Annotated in this window: 21 protein-coding genes, 3 tRNA genes and 1 other RNA gene; 22 read left to right on the top strand and 3 right to left on the bottom strand. The window is 44.0% G+C overall.

Going from position 1 to position 22256, the window contains the following annotated elements; genetic code table 11:
* The 10 genes from A3738_RS00555 to nadA all read left to right on the top strand — a co-directional run.
* Nucleotides 1–465: MotA/TolQ/ExbB proton channel family protein (locus A3738_RS00555; RefSeq protein ID WP_197473475.1), on the top strand; the 465-nt coding region annotated here is incomplete at its 5' end.
* Nucleotides 466–480: 15 nt separating this feature from the next.
* Nucleotides 481–897 carry a protein TolR gene (gene tolR / locus A3738_RS00550; protein ID WP_068476759.1) on the top strand — a complete coding sequence of 139 codons (417 nt, stop codon included), beginning with the start codon at nucleotides 481–483 and terminating at the stop codon, nucleotides 895–897.
* Nucleotides 894–1835: a cell envelope integrity protein TolA gene (gene tolA / locus A3738_RS00545; protein WP_068476762.1), complete on the top strand. Its 942-nt coding sequence runs from the start codon at nucleotides 894–896 to the stop codon at nucleotides 1833–1835. The genes tolR and tolA overlap by 4 nt, the downstream gene beginning before the upstream one ends.
* A 67-nt stretch (nucleotides 1836–1902) precedes the next feature.
* Nucleotides 1903–3153, top strand: a complete 1251-nt coding sequence (gene tolB, locus A3738_RS00540; protein ID WP_231876482.1) for a Tol-Pal system beta propeller repeat protein TolB — start codon at nucleotides 1903–1905, stop codon at nucleotides 3151–3153.
* Between the two features lie 181 nt (nucleotides 3154–3334).
* Entirely contained in the window at nucleotides 3335–3880 is a 546-nt protein-coding gene (gene pal / locus A3738_RS00535; RefSeq protein ID WP_068476764.1) for a peptidoglycan-associated lipoprotein Pal, read from the top strand.
* A gap of 142 nt (nucleotides 3881–4022) precedes the next feature.
* Entirely contained in the window at nucleotides 4023–4796 is a 774-nt protein-coding gene (gene ybgF / locus A3738_RS00530) for a tol-pal system protein YbgF (protein WP_197473474.1), read from the top strand.
* Between the two features lie 103 nt (nucleotides 4797–4899).
* Nucleotides 4900–4975 (top strand) — tRNA-Lys (locus A3738_RS00525).
* Nucleotides 4976–5089: 114 nt separating this feature from the next.
* Nucleotides 5090–5165: transfer RNA gene (locus A3738_RS00520), tRNA-Lys, on the top strand.
* 46 nt (nucleotides 5166–5211) lie between these two features.
* Nucleotides 5212–5347: non-coding RNA, RtT sRNA (locus tag A3738_RS00515), on the top strand.
* Nucleotides 5348–5540: 193 nt separating this feature from the next.
* Nucleotides 5541–6575 (top strand): quinolinate synthase NadA, encoded by a 1035-nt coding sequence (gene nadA, locus A3738_RS00510; protein WP_068476766.1) that lies wholly within the window; start codon nucleotides 5541–5543, stop codon nucleotides 6573–6575.
* 72 nt (nucleotides 6576–6647) lie between these two features.
* Here nadA and A3738_RS00505 read toward each other — a convergent pair whose 3' ends face one another.
* Nucleotides 6648–8075: a M48 family metalloprotease gene (locus A3738_RS00505; RefSeq protein WP_068501580.1), complete on the bottom strand. Its 1428-nt coding sequence runs from the start codon at nucleotides 8073–8075 to the stop codon at nucleotides 6648–6650.
* A 117-nt stretch (nucleotides 8076–8192) separates the two neighbouring features.
* On the opposite strand from A3738_RS00505, the gene A3738_RS00500 reads away from it, so the two are divergent.
* Both A3738_RS00500 and A3738_RS00495 read left to right on the top strand, forming a co-directional pair.
* Complete coding sequence (locus tag A3738_RS00500) at nucleotides 8193–8426, top strand: sulfurtransferase TusA family protein (protein WP_068473027.1); 234 nt, start codon at nucleotides 8193–8195, stop codon at nucleotides 8424–8426.
* Between the two features lie 6 nt (nucleotides 8427–8432).
* Entirely contained in the window at nucleotides 8433–9491 is a 1059-nt protein-coding gene (locus A3738_RS00495) for an AI-2E family transporter (protein WP_068476770.1), read from the top strand.
* 51 nt (nucleotides 9492–9542) lie between these two features.
* Here the strand turns inward: A3738_RS00495 and bcp are convergent, their stop codons facing one another.
* Complete coding sequence (gene bcp / locus A3738_RS00490) at nucleotides 9543–10016, bottom strand: thioredoxin-dependent thiol peroxidase (protein WP_068476772.1); 474 nt, start codon at nucleotides 10014–10016, stop codon at nucleotides 9543–9545.
* Between the two features lie 39 nt (nucleotides 10017–10055).
* Nucleotides 10056–10595, bottom strand: a complete 540-nt coding sequence (locus A3738_RS00485) for a glycine cleavage system protein R (RefSeq protein ID WP_068476774.1) — start codon at nucleotides 10593–10595, stop codon at nucleotides 10056–10058.
* 179 nt (nucleotides 10596–10774) lie between these two features.
* Here A3738_RS00485 and dapA point away from each other — a divergent pair, with 179 nt between their 5' ends.
* The 10 genes from dapA (at nucleotide 10775) to A3738_RS00435 (ending at nucleotide 21801) form a co-directional block, all read left to right on the top strand.
* Entirely contained in the window at nucleotides 10775–11650 is an 876-nt protein-coding gene (gene dapA, locus A3738_RS00480) for a 4-hydroxy-tetrahydrodipicolinate synthase (protein ID WP_068476776.1), read from the top strand.
* A 5-nt stretch (nucleotides 11651–11655) separates the two neighbouring features.
* Entirely contained in the window at nucleotides 11656–12729 is a 1074-nt protein-coding gene (gene bamC / locus A3738_RS00475) for an outer membrane protein assembly factor BamC (protein ID WP_068476778.1), read from the top strand.
* A gap of 36 nt (nucleotides 12730–12765) precedes the next feature.
* Complete coding sequence (gene purC, locus A3738_RS00470; RefSeq protein WP_068476780.1) at nucleotides 12766–13476, top strand: phosphoribosylaminoimidazolesuccinocarboxamide synthase; 711 nt, start codon at nucleotides 12766–12768, stop codon at nucleotides 13474–13476.
* A gap of 52 nt (nucleotides 13477–13528) precedes the next feature.
* Nucleotides 13529–14296: a TIGR04219 family outer membrane beta-barrel protein gene (locus tag A3738_RS00465; RefSeq protein ID WP_068476782.1), complete on the top strand. Its 768-nt coding sequence runs from the start codon at nucleotides 13529–13531 to the stop codon at nucleotides 14294–14296.
* 53 nt (nucleotides 14297–14349) lie between these two features.
* A complete protein-coding gene (locus tag A3738_RS00460) occupies nucleotides 14350–15357 on the top strand; it encodes an NAD-dependent epimerase (protein WP_068476784.1) in 1008 nt (335 codons plus the stop codon).
* 208 nt (nucleotides 15358–15565) lie between these two features.
* On the top strand, nucleotides 15566–16594 hold the full coding sequence (locus tag A3738_RS00455; RefSeq protein WP_068476786.1) for a DUF2860 family protein: 1029 nt from the start codon (nucleotides 15566–15568) through the stop codon (nucleotides 16592–16594).
* A 147-nt stretch (nucleotides 16595–16741) separates the two neighbouring features.
* Nucleotides 16742–16818: transfer RNA gene (locus A3738_RS00450), tRNA-Val, on the top strand.
* Nucleotides 16819–17509: 691 nt separating this feature from the next.
* Nucleotides 17510–18586, top strand: a complete 1077-nt coding sequence (locus A3738_RS00445) for an OmpA family protein (protein WP_197472294.1) — start codon at nucleotides 17510–17512, stop codon at nucleotides 18584–18586.
* Nucleotides 18587–18594: 8 nt separating this feature from the next.
* Complete coding sequence (locus tag A3738_RS00440) at nucleotides 18595–20586, top strand: Ig-like domain-containing protein (RefSeq protein ID WP_197469281.1); 1992 nt, start codon at nucleotides 18595–18597, stop codon at nucleotides 20584–20586.
* A gap of 135 nt (nucleotides 20587–20721) precedes the next feature.
* Complete coding sequence (locus A3738_RS00435) at nucleotides 20722–21801, top strand: choloylglycine hydrolase family protein (RefSeq protein ID WP_197469282.1); 1080 nt, start codon at nucleotides 20722–20724, stop codon at nucleotides 21799–21801.
* The last annotated feature ends 455 nt before the right edge of the window (nucleotides 21802–22256 follow it).

The raw sequence follows: 22256 nt of genomic DNA, 5'->3' as shown, positions 1-22256 counted from the left end.
GAAAATGTGCCAGGTCTCGAGTACATATTTCGGGCGGGTTTTAAAGAATTTAATCGTCTTCGCCAAAATGACATGGATGCCGATGCGATCATGTCTGGAACGCAGCGAGCGATGCGCGTCGCCCTAGCTCGAGAAGCAGACCGACTCGACGCAAATTTGTCTTTCTTAGCGACTGTTGGCTCGACTAGTCCTTATGTCGGCTTATTTGGGACCGTTTGGGGGATCATGAATTCGTTTTTGGGTTTGGCGCAAGAGCAGCAAGCGACACTAGCAACGGTCGCTCCAGGTATTGCTGAGGCACTTATTGCAACAGCAATGGGCTTGTTTGCTGCGATTCCAGCGGTAGTTGCATACAACCGATTCTCAGCACATTCGGATAAGCTATACAACACTTACGAGACCTTTGTTGATGAGTTTGCAAGTATTCTCCATCGCAATGTTTACGCGACAGAAAAAGCAGAATAATAGCGAGGTTTAGGTATGGCGCGCAGCAAACGTAAACCGATGTCCGACATTAACGTCGTTCCATATATCGACGTGATGTTAGTGTTATTGATCATCTTTATGGTCACCGCACCTATGTTGACGCAAGGCATTAAAATCGATCTGCCGCAGGTCGAGTCAGCCCCTGTGATTGTCGAACAAAATCAAGAGCCATTAATCATCTCAGTTGATTTAAACGGGACCTACTACATGGAGATGAGTTCGTTATCGCAAGACCCGTTGGAGCTAGATTTCTTGCTTGAGAAAACTGAGGGCTTGTTATCTGCCAATCCTCAATTAGCTGTTTTAGTTCGTGCGGATAAAAATGTTGAATACGGTCTTGTCGTTGAGTTGATGGCGGCGCTGCGTTCGGCTGGTGCGTCAGGTGTCGGTTTGATAACAGAAGATCTATGATCAAGAAAGCGAATCGCCAGCAATACTCTCAAGTTTTAAGAGAAAGCATTGCATTGCTGAAGCAGTCTTTAACTAAAGGTCATCGACGTTATCTAACAGCGAGTGTGGTTTTGCACTTGGTCGTGGTGATTGTGTTGAGTTGGTCTTGGAGTGCGAGTGAGGCAGTCAAAACCTATGTCATTCCTGCAAGTATCGAGGCGCGAGTGTTAACCGCTGAGGAAATTGATCAACTACCGTACAAGAAAAAGCAACGTCAAGAAGAACAGGCGCGTCAGAAAAAGAAACAAGATGAGCTAAGAAAGAAAAAAGAAGCGCAAAGAAAGAAAGAGTTGGCTAAGAAAAAAGCAGAGGCTGAGAGAAAAAAGAAAATCGCCAAGGCTAAGCAAGAAGAAGCTAAGAAGAAAAAGTTAGCAGAGCAAAAGCGAAAGGCAGAGTTAGAGGCGCAACGAAAGAAGCGCGAGCAGAAAAAGAAACAAGAGCAGGCGAAGCGTCAAGAACCGCCTAAACCGGTAGAGGCTCCAAAGCCTGATCGACGTTTAGAGAAATTGGCTGAACAAAGAGAGAAAACGCTACGAGAGCAGCGTATGGCAGAGCGGCTTAAAGGTATTCAAGATCTCAAAGAGTCTGCGCAATCTCCAGAGCCTGTTTTTGATTTGGATGAAAAGACCAGATATTTATCGATTATTCGTAGCCGTATTGAATCTCGATGGTTCAAGCCGCCCGGGGCTCAAAACGACACTGTAGTACTGCGTATTCGATTGTTTCCTACGGGTGAGCTGCAGAGCGTAGATGTAATAGACAGTAGTGGTAACTCTGCTTTGGATCAAAGTGCATTGGCGGCGGTTAATGCGGTAGGTAAGTTTGAAGTGCCAAAAGAAACGGCATTCTTTGAAAAATATTTTAGGTCTTTTCAAATGAGCTTTAAGCCAGAAGCTTAGTTGGTATATGTGCGAGGTTAGGGTGTTGTTATTTCTATTTAGAGTTTTTTTGGTGAGCGCCTTTTGCGTGCAGGCAGTTTATGCTGAGCTTCGTATTGAGATTACCAAGGGGTCGGACGACGCCGTTCCAATTGCTGTTGTTCCATTTACTAATCGCACGAACCTAGCCCTTCCTGCGGATATCGCACGAATTATCGATGCGAATTTATTGCGTAGTGGAGATTTCGTTACCTTACCGACCAATAAAATGCTGAGTCTTCCTGATAAATCAGGGGATGTGTATTTTCGTGATTGGAAGATGCTAGGGCAGAGTTTTGTGCTGGTGGGGCAGGTTAGCTCAGATGCAGCGGGTAGGCGATTTCACGTCCAGTACGAGCTAATGGATGTATATAATCAGAAGCGCGTTGTCGGTGAGCTGATTTCTTCTAGTACGACGGGGATGCGACAGTTAGCGCATCGTATATCGGATAAAATTTATGAAGCGATCACGGGTGTGCGTGGTGCATTCTCAACCAAAATCGCTTATGTCACTTTAGATCTAAAGGGTGACGATGCTGAGTATCGACTTCAGTTAGCTGATGCGGATGGACAGCGTTCCAAGACCTTGTTTAAAAGTGCTAAACCAGTCTTGTCGCCTTCTTGGTCAAACGATGCAACACGTATTGCATATGTCTCTTTCGAGAGCGGTCGACCGGCGATCTATATTCAAAACATTAAAACTGGAAAGCGTAAGCAGATTACTAATTTTCGTGGTTTGAATAGTTCGCCTATGTGGTCGCCAGATGATAAGAAGCTGCTAATGACTTTGTCGAAAGATGGGAACGCTGAGATCTATTCCTATCATATTGCATCGGCGAGTTTGGATCGCTTGACCAATCATTATGGTATTGACACCGAAGGTAGTTGGTCGCGCGATGGTAGACGAATTGTGTTTACCAGTGATCGTTCTGGCACGCCTCAAATCTATGAGATGGATCTTGTCGAAAGACGTCCCGAGCGCTTGACCTTTAAGGGCCGTTATAATGCGCGTCCGCGATTTAGTTATGATGGTGAGAAAGTTTATTTTGTTCATAAGTCAACGCGTGATTACCATATCGCATCGATGAACGCTGACGGAACGGACCAATATATTTTGACGGACACACCTTTGGATGAATCACCTAGTGTGTCTCCTAATGGGCGTATGATCATTTATGCCACAAAGAGAAATGGTAAGGGTGTGCTCGGTGTGGTTTCCGTAGATGGTGATTCAAAGTACTTTTTACCGTCGAGTCACGGAGAGGTTCGTGAGCCGTCTTGGTCGCCTTTCTTAAACTAAACTAAATTTATACTAAGCTTTATTGTATGAAGTAAGGGGCTTGGTTAGACTGAGGCCAGTCCTCATGCTGTGCGTAGCGCTAATTTTTAGCTGATGCATTGGTAAAAAATACAGAATTAGTCTGTAATAAAACTATATTAAAACAGACATCAATTATCGTAGATCTGACAAAGGAAGAACAATGAAATTAGAAGCGTTCAAGCACGGTTTAGCACTTGTGTTGGCAACGACCGTATTGGTTGGTTGTGAAACGACGAGTACAAGTGATCAAGAAAGCGCAGAACCAACAGCAGAGCAAGGCGCTCAAACTAGTGGTGCTGCAGGTGATGAGCAATTGACTGAACAGCAACTTGCTGAGCAAAAAGCTCAGGCTCAAGCTGAAAAAGAACAATCGGCGATGCGCGAAGTGCGCACATTCTACTTTGATCTAGACCAATCTAGCGTCAAGGCTGAGTTCCGTGCTCCATTAGCGGCACATGCTTCTTATCTTGTGCAAAACCCTTCAGCGAAAATTGTGTTAGAAGGCCACTGTGATGAGCGCGGTACTAAAGAATATAACATTGCACTCGGTGAGCGTCGTGCTAACTCTGTCGCCCAATTCTTGAAGGTGAATGGTGTATCGGCTTCTCAAATTGAAGTTGTTAGTTACGGGGAAGAGAGTCCAGCTGTTGCAGGTTCAAATGAAACAGCATGGTCTAAAAACCGTCGTGTAGTGCTTCAGTACTAATTAGCATATGTTGAAGTATTCAAAACATAGAAAAGGGCTTCTTACGAAGTCCTTTTTTGTATCCCTTTGTTTTGCGTTATCTGCAAGTGTTTCAGCTAAGACACTTATCTTTCAATCGAAAGATAATAGTGCCTCCGAGCCTGTGTATGAGCAAGAGTCTGGCTCGCAAGTTCAAGCGTCTACTCCATCTGCGCCAGTCGCTCCTGCGGTTGGGCAAACTTCAAATATCAATTCTGAATTGTTCTTTATTGTCGAAGAGTTGAAGCAAGAGGTGATGTCGCTCAGAGGTGTTGTTGAAGAGCAGGCATTTGAGATTCGCCAGCTGAAGCGTCAATCTCTTGATCGTTATAAGGATCTAGATTCTCGGCTTCAGGAAATGGCAAAAGCGCGCGCTGAGTCGGTTAGCGTCGTTCAAAAACCAGAGCTTGTGACAGCTTCGCCAAATATATCAAGCGTTCAAGGCGCGGCGGTTGTGCCGGTTGTCGTTCAGGCTGATGTGAAGAGTGCCGCTGCTCCAGCAGAGTCTGCTCCGTCTGTTGATCAGGATCAGCAGAAGTTAGATTATCAAAACGCTTATGCTTATGTGACTAAAAAGGATTTTCCTGCTGCGGTCGATGCATTGCATGCCTTCGTTGAGAAGTACCCTGATGGAGATTTGACTGGCAATGCTTTTTATTGGCTCGGAGAAGTTTACCTTGTGTTGCCTCAGCTTGAGCAAGCAAAGCAGGCCTTTAGTATCGTCGTGAAAACGTTCCCGGGGCATCGTAAGTTGTCCGATGCGACGTACAAGTTAGGTGTTACATATGATCGTCTTCAGCAACCTGCCGAAGCCGAGCGATACCTGAAAATGGTTCAGGAAAAATTTCCAAATAGTACAGCTGCGAAACTTGCTAAAAGCTATACAATATCGCGCTAACTAATTGAAAAATAACAAGTTAAAGATTTTTTTTAGAATCGTAAAAAAAACCGTAAATTTGGCTTGTTATTTTTTTTAGAATCATTACTATATGCGCCTCGTCGGGTCGTTAGCTCAGTTGGTAGAGCAGTTGGCTTTTAACCAATTGGTCGCAGGTTCGAATCCTGCACGACCCACCACTTTTATATTTTTGAAGTGGTGCTCGGTACAACGAGCAGTGTCTGACTTTCCTTTCTAGGAATATATACTAAGGTGTGACACCAACCACGCCGCTCATCATGATGGTGATTCTTGGGTCGTTAGCTCAGTTGGTAGAGCAGTTGGCTTTTAACCAATTGGTCGCAGGTTCGAATCCTGCACGACCCACCACTTTCTTTCTCAGTACAAACTCCTATTTACCACTTGGTCACGCGACAACTAACTTTGTTCGTCCAGGATGAGAACCGTTAAGGTCCGAGCCGAGCAGCTTTGCTGCGAGACAACGTTGGCGCGCGCTCGTCACGACAACGACCCGAAGGGCGAGCGAAGCGAGTAATCCGCACGACATACCACTCTCTCTATCAGTAAAAAACAATCTTATTCTAAGCTCAGTCACGTAAGCGTTACTTATTTCCTTGCGAGATAAGAGCCGTTAATTTTTATGCTGCAGCAGTACAGTGTTCTTTTTACGAATAGCGCAGTAGTCCTAGCGCAGTGACTTTACTATAATATGCGCCGATTATTTCCACCGGATATATGTAATACATGAGTGACTTTCAAGACCGCGTTCTAGTACAAGAGCATTTAGCGCACGAAAAAATCCCACAAGCGATTGATCAAGCACAGGTAGATCAACTCACAGCAGAAATAAAAGGGCTGTTGAAACAGAACAATGCTGTGTTGATTGCACACTATTACACGGATCCGTTGGTTCAAGGCTTAGCTGAGGAAACCGGTGGGTGCGTGTCCGATTCACTTGAAATGGCACGCTTTGGCGCGAAGCACGAAGCTGAATCTGTGGTCGTCGCAGGTGTGCGCTTTATGGGTGAAACAGCCAAGATCTTAAGTCCTGAAAAGCGTGTATTTATGCCGACTCTTGAGGCGACCTGTTCATTAGATATTGGTTGTCCTGTTGAGGAGTTTTCTGCATTCTGCGATCAGCACCCCGATCGCACGGTTGTCGTGTATGCAAATACCTCTGCTGCGGTTAAGGCGCGGGCTGATTGGGTTGTTACGTCGAGCATTGCTCTTGATGTTATTGAGCACCTTGATCGGAAAGGCGAAAAAATAATCTGGGGCCCAGATAAGCACCTTGGTGGGTATATTCAAAAACAAACTGGTGCGGATATGTTGCTATGGGACGGTTCATGTATCGTGCATGAGGAGTTTCGCGCAAGTGGCATTAAGGATCTGCTAAAAATTCACCCTGACGCTGCTGTGCTGGTTCACCCTGAGTCGCCCGATGCAATGGTCGAGCTGGCTGATGCGGTTGGTTCGACATCGCAACTTATTAAAGCGTCTCAAACTCTTCCGAATGACAAATTTATCGTTGCTACAGATAACGGTATTTTTTACAAGATGAAGCAGCTTAGTCCTGAGAAGATGTTCATTGAAGCGCCAACAGGTGGAAGTGGTGCGACATGTCGTAGCTGTGCGCATTGCCCTTGGATGGCGATGAATGGCTTGGAAGGTATTCGTGACGTTTTAAAAGATGGGGCTGGCTGCGAGGTTTTTGTTGATGATGACTTGCGCAAGCAAGCCTTAATTCCTCTGGAGAGGATGTTATCGTTTAAAGCTTGATGATGTTTATCATCCAGTGAAAACAGATTTGTTCAATCTGTCATTGATTCTTAATTATTCCCGCTTTTTTGTTTAGAAAGGCGGGTTGTCTTTTAGCTGGTAAGCGTAGTCGAGTTGTCGCTTCATAATGCTCGCTAATCTGCTTTCTGGCTTCGCCTTCTTAATTCCTATTTGAAGTTGCTCTATAGCTTGGTTGAGTCTGCCAGTTAGTAGGAAGAACTCAGCACGAGCGCGATGCAGGGCGACAATGTTGCCAGCTTGTCCGTGAATTTCTGCGAGTAAATACCAGATAACAGGGTTATCCGCGCGCGTTCTACTTTGTGCGATGAGGAGCGTCTCCGCTTCGGAATAGCGTTGTTCTTGCTCGTAAATTTCTGCGAGTAAGATCGCGGCAGAATAGTTGTTCGGATTGAATTCGAGCAGCGTTTTAAGTCGCGCTATAGACGCTTCAGCATTCCCAGAAAAATATTCTGCTTCTGCTAAAAATATGCTGATCACTGGGAGTGCTGGATACTTGGCATGTAGTTTCGTCAGTATTTCTAAAGATTCTTTAGGTTTGCTATCAAATAAGGCGTACGCCAGTGCGAATCTTGTCGCATCGACATTTTTATGCTGACCTTTTTCTATAGTTGATCGATAGTATTTGATCGCAGACTCTTTCGACTCTGCGAAATCTGTTGCGACGATCGCTTTAGATATATGAAATTGAAAGTTATCACGGTATTGCTTGATGGGATATTGTTCGGCGCGGTTTTTTGTATCGGCAACTCGATTTTCAGATAAGGGGTGAGTTGAGAGATATTCGGGTGGTGAAGAGCCTTGTAGTCTTGCATTTTTGAGCATGGTTTCGAACATGCGTGGCATTGCTCTTGGATCGAAATTAGATTTGTACATGGTTTCGATGCCAATTCGGTCTGCTTCTTCTTCGTTCGAGCGTGAATAGCTAAGTGCTTTTTCTACAGACATCGCTTGGGTTGATGCAAGTGTCGCGATTCCTGCCTCGGCGCCAGTTGTGGCTGCGATTACAGCGCTTGCCAATATGCCTGCGAGGGTTAGCGGGGTGCTGAGCTCCTGCTTTTGAAGTCGTCGTGCGTAATGGCGTTGACTCAAATGCGCCAATTCGTGAGCAAGAACAGAAGCAAATTCTTGTTCATTCGCGGCATGTAAAAATAGTCCCGCATTGATACCGATAACGCTTCCGGGTACCGCGAACGCGTTTAACTCTGGGCTGTTAAGGATGACAAAGCGAAATGATTTGTCAGCGACTGTAGAGTTCGGGGCGAGAGAGTAGACAAGTTGTTCAAGATATTCTTCGACGCTAGGTTGTTCATAGGTGCGAACTTGGCCTCGTAGCGCAGATAGCCATGCAGTGCCTAACTCGCGTTCCTGTTCGATCGAAATGATTGTAGAGCTTGCGTTTCCAAAGCTTGGAAGCTCGGATTCATTTGCCTGAACAGAGAGTGAGAATAAGATTGCTGCAAAGAAAATAGAGCGCTGCATTTGAGCTAGTTGATCTCGGTGTTAATGTTATTGTGTTCTTTATAGTAACTGTACGTTGATTCCTAGTCACGAAAGCTTATTATTGCAAACCTTAAAATATCATTACCAAGAACAAATATGAGCGATTACGACCACCTTGTCGATGCGCGAGGAGAGGCTTGTCCAATGCCTTTGTTGCGCGCGAAATTGAAGTTGAATGAAATGTTACCAGGACAAACTGTCAAGGTGATGGCAACAGATGCCGGGTCTGTGCGAGATTTTGAAGCCTTTATTGGGCTAACTCCTCACGCTCTAGAAACAGCGCATTCTGATGACGAATACGTTTATTTAATTACGAAAAGAGATAAATAGAACCGTATGTTGAAGATTGTACAATCTTGGGTGGAGCGTTATTTTTCTGATGAGCAAGCGATTGTTCTCGCGTCATTACTTGCCATTGGATTTGGTGTCATCCTGCTGTGGGGCGATATTCTTGCACCTGTTTTAGCATCGATAATCATTGCGTTTGTATTGCAAGGAGCTGTTTCTTGGTTGAACAAACGTGGGCTACCGCAATTACTCTCTGTGACAGTGGTTTTTAGTACCTTTTTGTCCGCGATTTTCGCTTTGATATTTGCTGTTCTCCCTTTGGTTTATTCGCAGTTTGAGTCTTTGGTAAATGATTTTCCCAAAATAGTGAGCACGCTACGTGTCTATGGGGATGATCTGCAGGAACGTTTCCCCGCGTTCTTCCAAGGTGATGAAATAACGCTCGCATATCAGCAGCTATCGGAAGGCTCAGCGCAGGTCGTTCAATGGATATTCTCTCATTCACTATCAACGCTGCCAGTGATTGTAAGTGTGATGATTTATCTCATTGTTGTTCCGATCTTAGTGTTTTTTCTCTTGAAAGATCGCACGAAAATTTTGATGTCGATTGATGCAGCGCTCCCGTCAAAGAAAGGCCTAATTCAGCGAGTCTCGCTCGAAATGAATGAGCAGTTTTCTAACTATCTGCGTGGCAAAGCGATAGAGATTTTCGTTGTCGCCGTTTTTACCTATATTGTGTTGCAGTATTTCGGTCTTAATTACGCAGCGTTGTTGTCAATGCTTGTTGGCTTGTCGGTGTTGATTCCCTATATCGGAGCGATAGTTGTAACGATCCCGGTCGCCTTGATTGCTCTGTTTCAATTTGGTCTTACGGACGAGTTTTACTACGTGTTGATCGCATATTTTGTAGTGCAAGCGATTGACGGTAATGTGTTAGTTCCTTTGCTGTTTTCTGAGGTGGTTAATCTTCACCCGATTCTCATTATCGTCGCTGTATTGTTTTTCGGTGGTGTGTGGGGTTTTTGGGGAGTGTTCTTCGCGATACCTCTGGCAACGCTGGTTAAGGCAGTTTTAACGGCATGGCCAAGGGTGGATGCTGAAGCTTAGAAGGAAGTAAAACGCTATACCAAAAGCGAAGAAGGTATAGCGTTATTAGTTTTACAGAACTTGGTCCAATTCTGCTAACAGATCCTCGTGATGTGATTTCGTTTTAAACTTATCCATCACTTTCAACAGTTTGCCATCTTTACCGATAATGAAGGTGGTGCGAATGAGCCCCATAAACTCTTTGCCCATAAACTTCTTTAATCCCCAGCAGCCATATTGTTCCGCTACGGCGTGATCTTCGTCTGAAAGGAGAGGGAAGTTTAGGTCGTGCTTTTCGATAAACTTTGGAAGTCGCGCAACAGGGTCTGGGCTAATGCCAAATACCTCAACTCCTCTTTCCGCTAACTCTGCTTTCGTGTCACGAATGCCGCAAGCTTGTGTGGTGCAGCCAGGCGTCATTGCTTTAGGATAAAAAAACACAACAACAGCGCTTTTGTCTTTGTAATCTGACAAGTTAATTACGTCGCCGTCTTGATTGCTCAGCGAAAAATTTGGCGCGGTTTCGCCGACGGTTGGATGAGTCACAAAAAGTCTCCTTGTTATAAAGCGTTTACCAAAGTCTTGTTAGCGTTGCGGTTCGATGACAGCATCGAGATTTCTGTCGTCACAGAAGTCGATAAAGTTTTCGCGCAAGCTAGCAATATGCGTGTCGGCAGGAATGCGGATTAGCATATTTAGGTTGAACATTTGGGTTCCAGTGTGTGGCGCGCTATATGTTCCTGTGGAAAGATCATCAATATTGATTTGTGCAGATGAGAAAAACTGCGCGATTTCATGAACGATTCCAGGGTTGTCGAGGGCGACCACGTCTACGGTATACGAGAAAGCTTGCGCACTTGGACGTGCCACCGTGTGTTTTATTGTGGTTGTTAGGCCGAGCTCATCGGAAAGTGCAGGAAGGGCCTCTTCTAATTTTGTAATGCTGTTCGGCTGGCCAGAGATCATCATGATGACGGCAAACTCTCCACCAAGAACGGTCATGCGACTATCCACGATATTGCATTGAGCTTCTGCGCAAGCCTTTGCGAGCTGATTTACGATGCCTGGTTGGTCAGTGCCAATACTTGAAATTACTAAGTGAGAATCTTGAGTGCTTGTATTCATTATTATTCAATTCGCCATATAAAAGAGTTGTATTAAGAGTATAGGTATATCAGTAAGTTCTACCAAGCTTTCGGGCAATGTTTCCGCTTGTTTAAAATCGTTGCGAGCATTAACATACGCGCTTGGAAATACGCGCGTAAATTCTTATCGCGCAAGACCTTGTTTGCTCGGAGAACTCTATGATAACTGGCAGTATTGTTGCCCTCGCAACCCCAATGCACAGTGATGGCTCACTTGACTGGGACCGCCTTGACCAACTTGTTGATTTTCACATCGAAAACGGCACAGATTCAATTGTTGCTGTTGGCACAACCGGTGAATCAGCAACATTAAGTCCTGAAGAGCACTGCAAAGTTATCGAACGAGTTGTAAAACGTACCGCGGGTCGCATTCCAATCATCGCGGGTACTGGAGCTAATTCTACTCTTGAAGCTATCGAGTTGAGCAAAGCTGCTAAGCAAGTTGGCGCTGACGCTTGTCTCTCTGTTACGCCTTACTACAACAAGCCAACGCAAGAAGGTTTGTATCAGCATTTTAAGGCGATCGCAGAAGCAGTGGATATCCCTCAAATTTTATACAACGTTCCGGGTCGTACGGCTGTCGATATGGCAAACGAAACTGTGGTTCGTTTATCTAGTGTCGAAAACATTATTGGTATCAAAGATGCGACAGGTGACGTGGCGAGAGGGATCGAACTGATCAAGTCCGTGCCTGAAGGTTTCGCAGTTTATTCTGGTGATGATCCAACTGCTTATGAGCTAATTCTGAACGGTGGTCAAGGCAACATTTCTGTTACCGCGAATATTGCGCCAAAGAAAATGCACGAACTATGTGTTGCAGCAGCAAACGGCGAGGCAGAACAAGTCAAGGCAATGAATGATAGCTTGATGTCTTTGCACGATGTGATGTTTGTTGAATCTAACCCAATTCCCGTGAAGTATGCGTTGCATTTGATGGGCTTAGCTGAAACAGGCATACGACTCCCGCTAACGGTTCTTGATGAGTCCAAGCAGCCAGAGTTGAAAGCTGAATTAGATAGCGCAGGCTTATTGTAGTTTTTATGGTATTCAAACAATTTTATAGGGCTCCTTTCGGGGCTCTCATTTTTTGTGCATTAACGAGCTGTGCTTTTATTGGTGATCGTTCGAGCGAGTATAAAGACGCTGAAGACGGTAAAGCTCTTGTCGTTCCTGAGTCATTGAGTGATGACCTCCTACAAGAAAGATATCGTATACCGCAAGCGCATTCCGAGTTGGTTGTTCCTGGCAAATACGTGTTGCCACTGCCGCCTGATGCAACTGCGAGTTTAAGCGATGATCCATACACTATCGTGGCACACGATAATGACGTTTGGTTAGAACTGCCCATGTCGCCAAGTAAGGCGTGGACTTTAATCGACGCGTTCTGGCAGACAAATGGCTTTGATGCGCATGAGGAAAGTGTTGCAGCAGGATATTTTTCTAGTGAAGAACTAAACGAACAAGGTTCTCATCAAAACTTTATGGAAGCCTTGGAAGCGACTAGTCACGAGCCGATTGTTATCGAGGGTACGGCTTTCCAAACGCGCTTGCGACAGGGCATACGTCGAAATACATCCGAAGTACAAGTTCGGGCTTTGTTCCCAGATGCCTCGGATACAATGCGTCGTGTATGGCAAAGTCAGCCACATGCACCAAGAGTTGAACGCGGTTTGCTTGAGTTTATGGCCGAGTCGATTACTTCTCGAGATCAAGCCGATTTACGTTACTCGCTCAATGCGGTTGAGATCGGCGATGAATCATTGGTCAGAATTCTAGAAGACGAAGCTGGATATCCATATCTTGAATTGCGAATCAATTTTACGCGTTCGTGGGTTGAAGTGATTGATGCTCTGAATGCAAGTTCAGCATTAATTTCATACCGCGATAAAGACGAAGGTGTGGTGACCATTAGCTATCTCAGCCAAGAAGATATCGAAAGCTGGTACACCTTTGAGTCAACGATCGAAGAGTTGAAATCTGAACGCAATATCGAACTTAAATTCTACGCAGAAGAGCAAGACGTCATTCACGTGCGAGCCAAATTGCTGAATGATCGATTAGAGCCAGAAAGCGTTCGTGAGCTGATTGAACTCGTCTTTGAGCATATTTCATAGATAGAAATTTTTAATTTGTATAGGGTCAGGGCAGAGATGCAAAAGCAAGATTTATTGTACGCAGGAAAAGCGAAGTCTATTTACAAAACAGACGATCCAAATTTTATGGTCATGGAATTTCGTGATGACACCTCTGCATTTGATGGTGAAAAAATGGAGCAGCTTGACCGTAAGGGCATGGTTAACAATAAGTTCAACGCTTTTGTCATGCAGAAGTTATCTGAAGCAGGTATCGAAACCCATTTTGAGTCGTTGCTCAATGACAATGAGAGTTTGGTAAAAAATCTCGAAATGCTGCCTGTTGAATGCGTTGTGCGTAACCGTGCCGCTGGAAGTCTTGTTCGTCGACTTGGTGTAGATGAGGGTGCTGAGCTAAATCCTCCTACCTTTGAATTGTTTTTGAAAAACGACGCTTTGCATGACCCAATGGTGAACACTTCATTGTGTGTCACATTTGGTTGGGCGACTGAAGACCAGCTTGCTGACATGAAACGACTGACATTAGCAGTCAACACAGTATTGTCTGAGCTGTTTAAGTCGGGCGGTATGATCTTAGTAGACTACAAACTTGAGTTTGGTTTGTTTGAAGGTCGCATTGTTCTAGGTGATGAGTTTAGCCCGGATGGCTGTCGTATTTGGGATGCTGAAACGCTAAATAAAATGGATAAAGATCGATTTCGTCAAGGTTTGGGAAGCGTGATCGAAACCTACGAAGAAGTTGGTCGTCGAATAGGTATCGAATTTTAAAATAGTGTCTAAGCTTAAGGTGTTAAATATAGAAACACCTTAAGGAATTCCTATGAAAAACTCGTCATTGTTCTCTCGTAAATCTTTATTACCAGCAGCGGTGCTTGGTGCTTCACTTGCAGCAAGCTCTGCCTCTGCCGATGTTATTGGCGGTGAAGTCTCCGTGTCATACTGGAACGCGGGTTATGGTGGTGATGTAAATGATCGTGTGGCGTCAGCACAGAAAATTGATTTACAAGACGATTTGAATTTTGACGACTCTGGTTTTGTAGAGTTCTCTGCTGCGATTGAACACCCAGTCCCAATTCTTCCTAACGTTAAAATCAAGCACATCGATTTAGATGAATCTGCGAACGGCAGCTTGAGTGTGAATTTTGACGGCGTAACGTTTGATGGTGATGCAAAAACAGATTTAGATTTGACGCATTCATCTGCGATTCTTTATTACGAAGTCTTAGACAATTACGTGAATTTAGATCTTGGTTTAGACGTCAAACTATTTGATGGTCAGTTAAGAATCGAGGACGTTGGCACAGGTAGTGTTAGTGAAACGAAGATCGATGATCCCATTCCAATGGCATATGTCGCTGCAAGTGTTGAGTTGCCGTTAACCGGGTTGAGTTTTGGTGCTCAAGTGTCTGGTATTAGCTACTCTGGCGATAAAGTGATGGATGCGAAAGCAGGTATTCGTTACGACATTAGCCTGTTGTTTGTTGAGGCAGGGTATCGCTCAATGATGATTCAAGTAGAAGATGTTAATGATATTGACGTCGATGCCGATTTGAGTGGCGCGTTTATCTCCACGGGTATCGACTTTTAATCAGCACTTTGGTGCTTAACGGTTTTATAACTTAATAGATAGTAGGTTTGAGTGTGAAAGTATTAATTACAGGGACGGCGGGTTTTATCGGTAATGCCTTAGCGATACGTTTGTTAGATCGCGGCGATACCGTCATCGGATTAGATAACGTCAACGATTATTATGATCCGAGTTTAAAGGAAGCACGACTCGCGAGAATTAAAGATCACCCAAACTTTACTGAAGAACGTGTTTCTCTCGAAGGTCGCGTTGAAGTTGAGCGGGTCTTTGCTGAGCATAAACCACAAAGAGTCGTGAACTTAGCTGCGCAGGCTGGTGTTCGTTATTCGCTCGAGAATCCGCAAGCTTATATCGATGCGAATATCGTTGGATTCACGAATATTCTTGAAGGTTGTCGTCATCACGAAGTTGAGCATCTTGTTTATGCATCAAGTAGTTCCGTATATGGTGCTAATGAAAGTATGCCGTTTTCTGTGCATGACAATGTCGACCATCCAGTAAGCCTGTATGCTGCGTCTAAGAAGTCGAATGAATTGATGGCACACACGTATAGTCACTTGTTCGGATTGCCGACGACTGGCTTACGGTTTTTCACGGTATATGGCCCTTGGGGACGACCTGACATGGCCTTGTTTATGTTTACTAAGAATATTATCGAAGGGAAACCTATCGACGTATTTAATTATGGTAAGCATCAGCGTGACTTCACCTATATTGACGATATTGTCGAGGGCGTTATTCGTACCTTAGACAATACTGCTGCTTCAAATCCCGATTGGTCTGGAGTAGATCCTGATTCAGCCACATCTAGAGCGCCTTATCGCATCTATAACATTGGTAGCAATAATCCATGTGAATTGCTCCGTTATATAGAGTTGATCGAAGAAAACGTTGGTAAGAAAGCAGAGAAAAATCTTCTTCCAATGCAGCCGGGTGATGTACTTGCAACCTACGCCAATGTCGATGCATTAATCAAAGATGTTGATTACAAGCCGTCAACGCCCTTAGAAGAGGGTGTTGCGAACTTTGTTGAGTGGTATAGAGACTTCTACAAGGTTTAAGTTAGATAGCCTGCCATATCTTTCTTGATATGGGCTTTTTCTTACAAACTTCATCTCATCTTAAAACGCCGCGAGTGAGCCTTTTACAGGTTCTTGCTTGCGGCGTCGCTAGTTTCAGGCCATGAATTTGGTAAACCAATAAGATCTCAACTATTATATTTTGAGCTGTATATTGGCCGCACTAACAATTATTGTCAGGGAAAGTAATATGAATCATGTCTATTCTGCGATCGCTCTGATCGGTAGTTTTGCCTTCAGTACACTTTTGCATTCTGCGCCATTAAAACCAATCCCTAAAGAGTCTGGCTTTAGTGGTTCAGTCGTGGGTGGTGCTTCTGCTGTTGAGTATTCAAGTAACTTAGTTGCGGGCACGAGTGGCAAGTTAAGTGACCAAACAATTAAAAGCATTAATGCAGATCCGGAAACAGAATCGAGTGTGGCTCCTTTCATTACTGGTGAGGTGAATTACACCTTTGCTGAATCCCGCACACAGGCCTATTTGGGTGTCGCACTGGAAGACTTAGTACGTTACGACTTGGCATTCCAATTGGGAGTGAAACAAGAGCTTTCTAAAAAAGGTATCGTTTATGGTGCGTTTCTTTTTAGTGCGTTACCAACTGAAGTCTATGCGGACCCTTATGTTGCGAATGTAGCAAGAGCGCGCACTGATCGATCTTCTACAGGCGCGCGACTTGGTTGGCAAAACGTATTAGGCACGGGATTAGGTCTGGAGGTAAGTTCTCGTGAGATCGAATTAGATGAAGAAAATGCCGGCGCCGATTTGGTTACAAATAATGTAATTACTGCCGATGAGCAAACGCTTCTTAATCGAGAAGGAACACAAACCGAGGTCACTGTGAGCTACTTGTTCAGAATTAGCAAAGGCCACTTGGTTGTTCCTGAGTTAAATTTTGATCGTTTTGATCTAGACGGTAAGGCGCGTGCTAGAGATCGAATGGGAGCGACGCTCGCATACTTTCATACTCGATCGACTTGGTCATTCGTGGGTACACTGTTTTATTCAAGCTCTGACTACGACGAGCTCAATCCAATATATGGAAAGAAAGAAGAGGTTGATACTATTGGGGCTAGTTTAGTGCTCACATATGGTCAACTGTTTGGGTACAAAGATCTGTCTGTGTTTGGCTCCGTTGCTGCAGCAGAATCCGATTCGAATATTGATTTTTATGATCAAGATGCCTCAAGTGCAATGCTCGGTTTAATTTATCAGTTTTAGTGAGGTTTAAGAGGCGAACTTCTAAGTCTAAACACGCCGAAGTTTAAGGAGATTTGTAAGTAAGAATTAAATCGTGATTTCTTCTTGCGTCCGATACACGGCTTTGTTAAATTACGCGCCGTTCTCGAGTCGAGAAAAAAGTTTTATACGACCGTAGCTCAGTTGGTTAGAGCACCACCTTGACATGGTGGGGGTCGGTGGTTCGAATCCACTCGGTCGTACCAATATTTTCTAGGAAATATCAAAGGCTTACAGGTTTTAAATTTGTAAGCCTTTTTTCGTTTTCGAGCCGGATGCCATTCTTTGCCCAAGTTGTATTTTATTTTGATATTTTCTCGCAATGAATGACCTTTACCCTTTTACTGTATAGCGAATCAACCCAACAAATTAGGTCGTGGGCTTGTTCTCAAGTGCTGTTCTCGACAGCGTCATCCAGAAGCTACTTATTAATCGTGAAGCTAGGCAACAGTAGACACAGTTATTTTATGCCTTAAAGCCCTACTTGAACAGCATCCAGTTTTTCTGAATATGATGCCTTCGTTTATCTTTTAGACAGATATTAAACGACATATGTATTTTGGTTTTAACAATGCTATTTCTTGAATTCCCTGAAAGTAGGTAGTTATTGTCATGTGAGTAGTGGACAGCGATCATGACATACATTGGATACCTTTTTCTTCAAGAGCATTTTGTTTAGAAATCGAGCTTATAATATCTTTTCTGCGGTGTGTGCTCGGGTAATACGCTCTGCATCTTAACTCTTCGATTTTAGTTTGCATGTTGTGCTAGCTGATCTAAACTTGGATCGTTATAAAAACTCAGATTCTGAATAAAGAACTGGATATCAACATTGAATGTGTACAAGAATTTGCAATGTGATGAGTGAATCTAACCTTTAATATTTCGGATATGGACGTGTTGCTAAAGAAAATTCTTTCTTATCATTTTGTTTTTGTAGTCGGCTTTCTGCCTAATCCATTGTTTGCGCTTGAAACAGATAAGATCTCGCTCAAAGCTGGCTATTCGCGAGCAATTGAAGACCGTAGTGATACAAATGGCGGATCCAGTGATGCGCTTGATCCGGGCAATGATGGTTTTATTATAAACACCACTGCAATGTTCAACAGCCAATACAGTGATTACTTTGATACCTATCTAGATTTCGCGTGGCTACAGTATACTGACCGAAAAGTTATTATCCCGGGGCTGGGTATCGTCCACTCGGCTGAATTGGAGGATTCTGCGATTCAACCCTTTATCGGTGCCGGCGTCGGATATGCATTTATGTATCTCGATGATTCACCATCGGCTAAGCTGGATTCAATTGACCGCAATGGGCAGTCTGTTGTGTTTACATTACAAGCGGGTGCTGATATCCCATTAAGCGAGTCATTGTCGCTCGATCTTACCGCGCGATATGACATGTATAACATTGACAGTAGCTTTTTGCAGGATTCCGGTTTAACTATCGTGAAGGATAGAGGCGCTCTAAGCGTTTTAGCAGGCCTAAGTTACCATTTTGATTCCCCCTCTCGAAGCAATTATGTTGATGAGGACTTTGACGGTGTCACACGAAACCTTGACCGCTGTCCCGACACCTTGATTAATGTGCCCGTCAACGAGGCGGGTTGTCCTCAATACCGTTTCAATATCAATTTGTCTTTTAACTTCGCCAAATTTGGTATAGACGATATTGTTGAACACCCTGATTTTAATGCAGCTGAATTCTTGAAGAAAAACACGCAGTACTCGGTCCGCATTATTGGTTATACAGATAGTAAAGGCTCTGCTTCTTTTAATGAAAAACTCGCCAAAAAGCGCGCCATTGAAGCCAAACAATACTTCCTTGACAAAGGGGTTTCGGCCGAACGTGTTGCGATTCTCGGGCGTGGAGAGCGCGAGGCACTTCGTAATAGCAAGGGAGAGGATAGCGATCTCGCTAATAGAAGAATTAAATTGGAATTCTATCGAACGGAGCTAGGTGCAGAATGAGCCCCTTAATGAAACTTATCTTATTCGTGGCATTCAGTGTTTTGATGGGATGCACTGATGACAATCCCATTTTTGCCAGTTCAAGTAATATAAATAGACAACTGACAATCGTTCCGTTGCAAACGACTCTAAACAAAGGTACCTCACAAGTTTATCAAGCCTATGTTGTTAGTAGTGACGGCTCACAGCTTAACGTAACAAGAGATTCTGTCTGGAGTGTTGATCAAACAGCACTTGCTGCGATTAGCCAAAGTGGTCTTTTAGAGACTTTAGAAGCGGGAGAGCTCACGGTTTCAGCCCAATATCAAGAGTTGGTGGCCACAGCAAATCTTATTGTCACTGACAAAGTGATCACAAGTTTTTCTGTATTGCCACAGGAAGTGATTACGTTAGCAGGTTTAGAGCGTCAATTTTTAAGTTTCGTTGAATTTGATGATGGATCTAATCAAGATGTGACAGTCGATACCCAGTGGACGTCCTCTGATCCTGACATTGCAAACTTTCCTGGTCGACCGGGCAACGCGCGAGCGATTCTAGCAGGGCTTGTAACAATATCGGCTGAGTTTAATTCCTTCTCTGACACTGCTTCGCTAGAGGTCATTTCTGGAGAACCTACAGAGTTTTTAATTACACCTCCTGTCAGCTACGTACCAATCGGTGTTAATGAAAATTATTCAGCAAGTATTGCACTTGCAACGACCCCTGTTGAATATCTAGATGTTACCGAACAAGTGGTATGGTCGGTTGATGAGCCAAAACTCGCTTTCATTTCAAATGATATTGGACTGAAAGGCCAAGCTACGGCGAAAAGCGAAGGCGTTGTTATTGTCTCTGCAAATCTCAGTTTCGCCGGTCAGTCTGCTGTCGCGAATGCTGAATTAAACGTTATTCCAATTCAACTGGAAAGCATCGAGGTTAACCCTGAAAATATAACAGTTGTACGTGGTACTGATGGGCAATACGTAGCAACCGGTATATTTAATGATCAGCAAAGTAGGGACATCACCGATACGGTGGTATGGTCTTCATCCAACGACACCGTGGCAAAAATTGAGACCTTTGGAGCAAATAGTGGTCGTGCTGTAGCGATTAATCCCGGCAAGACAGATATTACGGCTGCGCTTAATGGTCTAAGTGATACTGTGACGGGTACCGTTGTCGCGCCCGAACTCAATACACTGCGCGTCTATCCACAAAACGCCTCTATTCCACTTGGTGAATCACAACCTTTTAGTGCCTTCGCCGATTATAGCGACGGTACTTCGCAGGACGTTTCGAATCGTGTCGCTTGGACTAGTTCGAATACAACGCTTGCAACATTGAATTTACGCATACCGGGTCGCGTGGATTCAGACCCAACATTTGCTGGGCTCCTGCCCGATACTACTGATATTTCGGCATCATTGGGCGGCGTAGATAGCAATATAGCTGTACTCACCGTAACAAACGCAACGCCTACAGCACTCCGTATCGTGCCGGGTGATAGCGACTTGCCACTTAGGGTCGATGCAAATTATGAAGCAATGCTCGACTATTCGAATCAGACAACGCTTAATGTGACAGACCAGGTAGTCTGGTCATCGAGCAATCAAGAGATTGCTTCTATAAGCAATTCACCGAGTAATGAAGGCCGTGTGCATACGGTTAAGACCGGCACTACGGTCATAACGGCCAAATATATTGATGGCACCCTAGATTTGTCTGACTTTGTAAATCTTGATGTCACGAGTGATTACGTAACGTTTATAACTCCGAGTTGCGAGCCTTCCGATCTATTAGTAGGTGATTTTGCAACATGCTCTTGCACCGCTAATTTGTCAGGGGGAGGTAAGTTCGATTGCACACCCTTTGCTAACTTCACGCCAACACCTGGCGGCTTAGCTTTATTTGGTAGCGATTCATCAGATCGAAATATTGCGGAAGCCATTGCGGCAGGTAATGTAAATGTTTATATCGAGTTTAGTAATTCTAGTGGGAATGCTAGCCTCAGAATAGAGTAGAAGGGTATCTAATGCTGACCTTTTTATACAGTTTTCAGGAGATCTGGCATCACTTGAAATCTAGCTTGTGAGAGTAGTTCGATTTAAATATAAATCCGGCATCAACTTTACTGACAATAAAAAGGACTTACCAAAATGCGATCTAGACTAAATACAACCATGGTTGTCGTGCTCTGTTTTCTTTGTCCAAGTGTGTTTGCTTGTACCGGAATCATATTGCGGGCACTTGATGGAACAGCCGTTCCGGCGCGTACAATGGAGTTTAGTTTCGATGTGCACTCAAATATCCTAGTCGTTCCAGCAGGCACAAAAATTGAAAAACTCATTATGGACGAGAATCTCACTGGTGGCACTTATGTGACTAAGTATGGCGTGGTGGGAGCCAACGCCCTAGATAAACCCATTGTCGTTGATGGAATAAATGAGGAAGGTCTTTATTTTGGCGCATTTTACTTTAACGGTTTAGCAGAGTACGAAAAAATTACACCGGCTAATCGTGTAAAGGCCATCTCAAGTGAAGAGCTCGGCACGTATATTCTTAGTCAATTTGCGACGGTAGACGAGGTTAAAAGTGCGCTGCCTAACCTTACGATTGTCGGCACATGGATTAAAGAAATTGATTCGTTTGCACCTTTTCACTATGCAATCACTGACCGAAGCGGTGAATCGATCGTTGTCGAAATTACAGCAGACGGCTTAAAAATATTCGACAATACAGTCAACGTAGTAACGAATAATCCCACTTTTGATTGGCATTTAACTAATTTGAACAACTACGTCGGCCTCACCGCAGAAAATCGCGGGCCACAAATTGTCGGCCGGCACAAAGTAATGCCTTTTGGGGAGGGTACCGGACTTTTTGGACTGCCCGGTGATCACTCGTCACCCTCGAGATTTGTGAGAGCAACAGCATTCGCAAACTCCGTATTGCCGAGTGAGACGGCCGAAGATGCCGTATTCTCGGCATTTCACCTTTTGAATCATTTCGATATTCCAAAAGGTTCGATTCGTGAGAAGGTTCAAGATGAACTGTTCACCGACTACACCGTTTGGACTTCAGTAGCCGACACAAAAAACAGGATATACTATTATAAAACTTATCAAACGCAGCAAGTTGAAAAAATAGATTTAAAATTTGTATTGAAAAATCTACACGAGCCAAAAGTAATAAAAATGGAGTCAGGATTTTCAGTTACTGACCGCTCACACGACTGAGGCTAAACGCTTCTGATTGCATAACGTTTGGAAAACTAAATTCCTTTGGACGTATCTCTCGTCGCAGACGCTTTACAGGCCAATTGCAAGGCCTTTATTTCAATAGCCTTTTTGTTTGAGCCATGAAGCTATTCTGTTGTACGGGGCGCTCTTTATTTGAAAGAAATAGTGTTTATGAAAAGTTTTTAACTAGAATATTAGTTTCAAGGCTTACGTTGCCACAAATCCAGACAATTCCACTTTAGTTCATTTATAACAGCGATATATACATATTTATTTGTGACGAAGGGATAATGCTTTTTCGGGATATATTGGTATTTTTTGACGAACTTTGATCAACCTTCACTTATTATTTTCACGTTTCTTTTAGTGTCTGTGTTATTCGGGCTAGAGCAGAGCGAGGGCAAGTTTACAAAGAAGCTCAATGAAGCGTCGAACCAAGAGTTTGCTGGGGA

This window comes from Oleiphilus sp. HI0066, from assembly GCF_001635725.1.
Note: the sequence above shows the minus strand (reverse complement) of the source record. Positions and strands in the feature narration are given on the sequence as shown.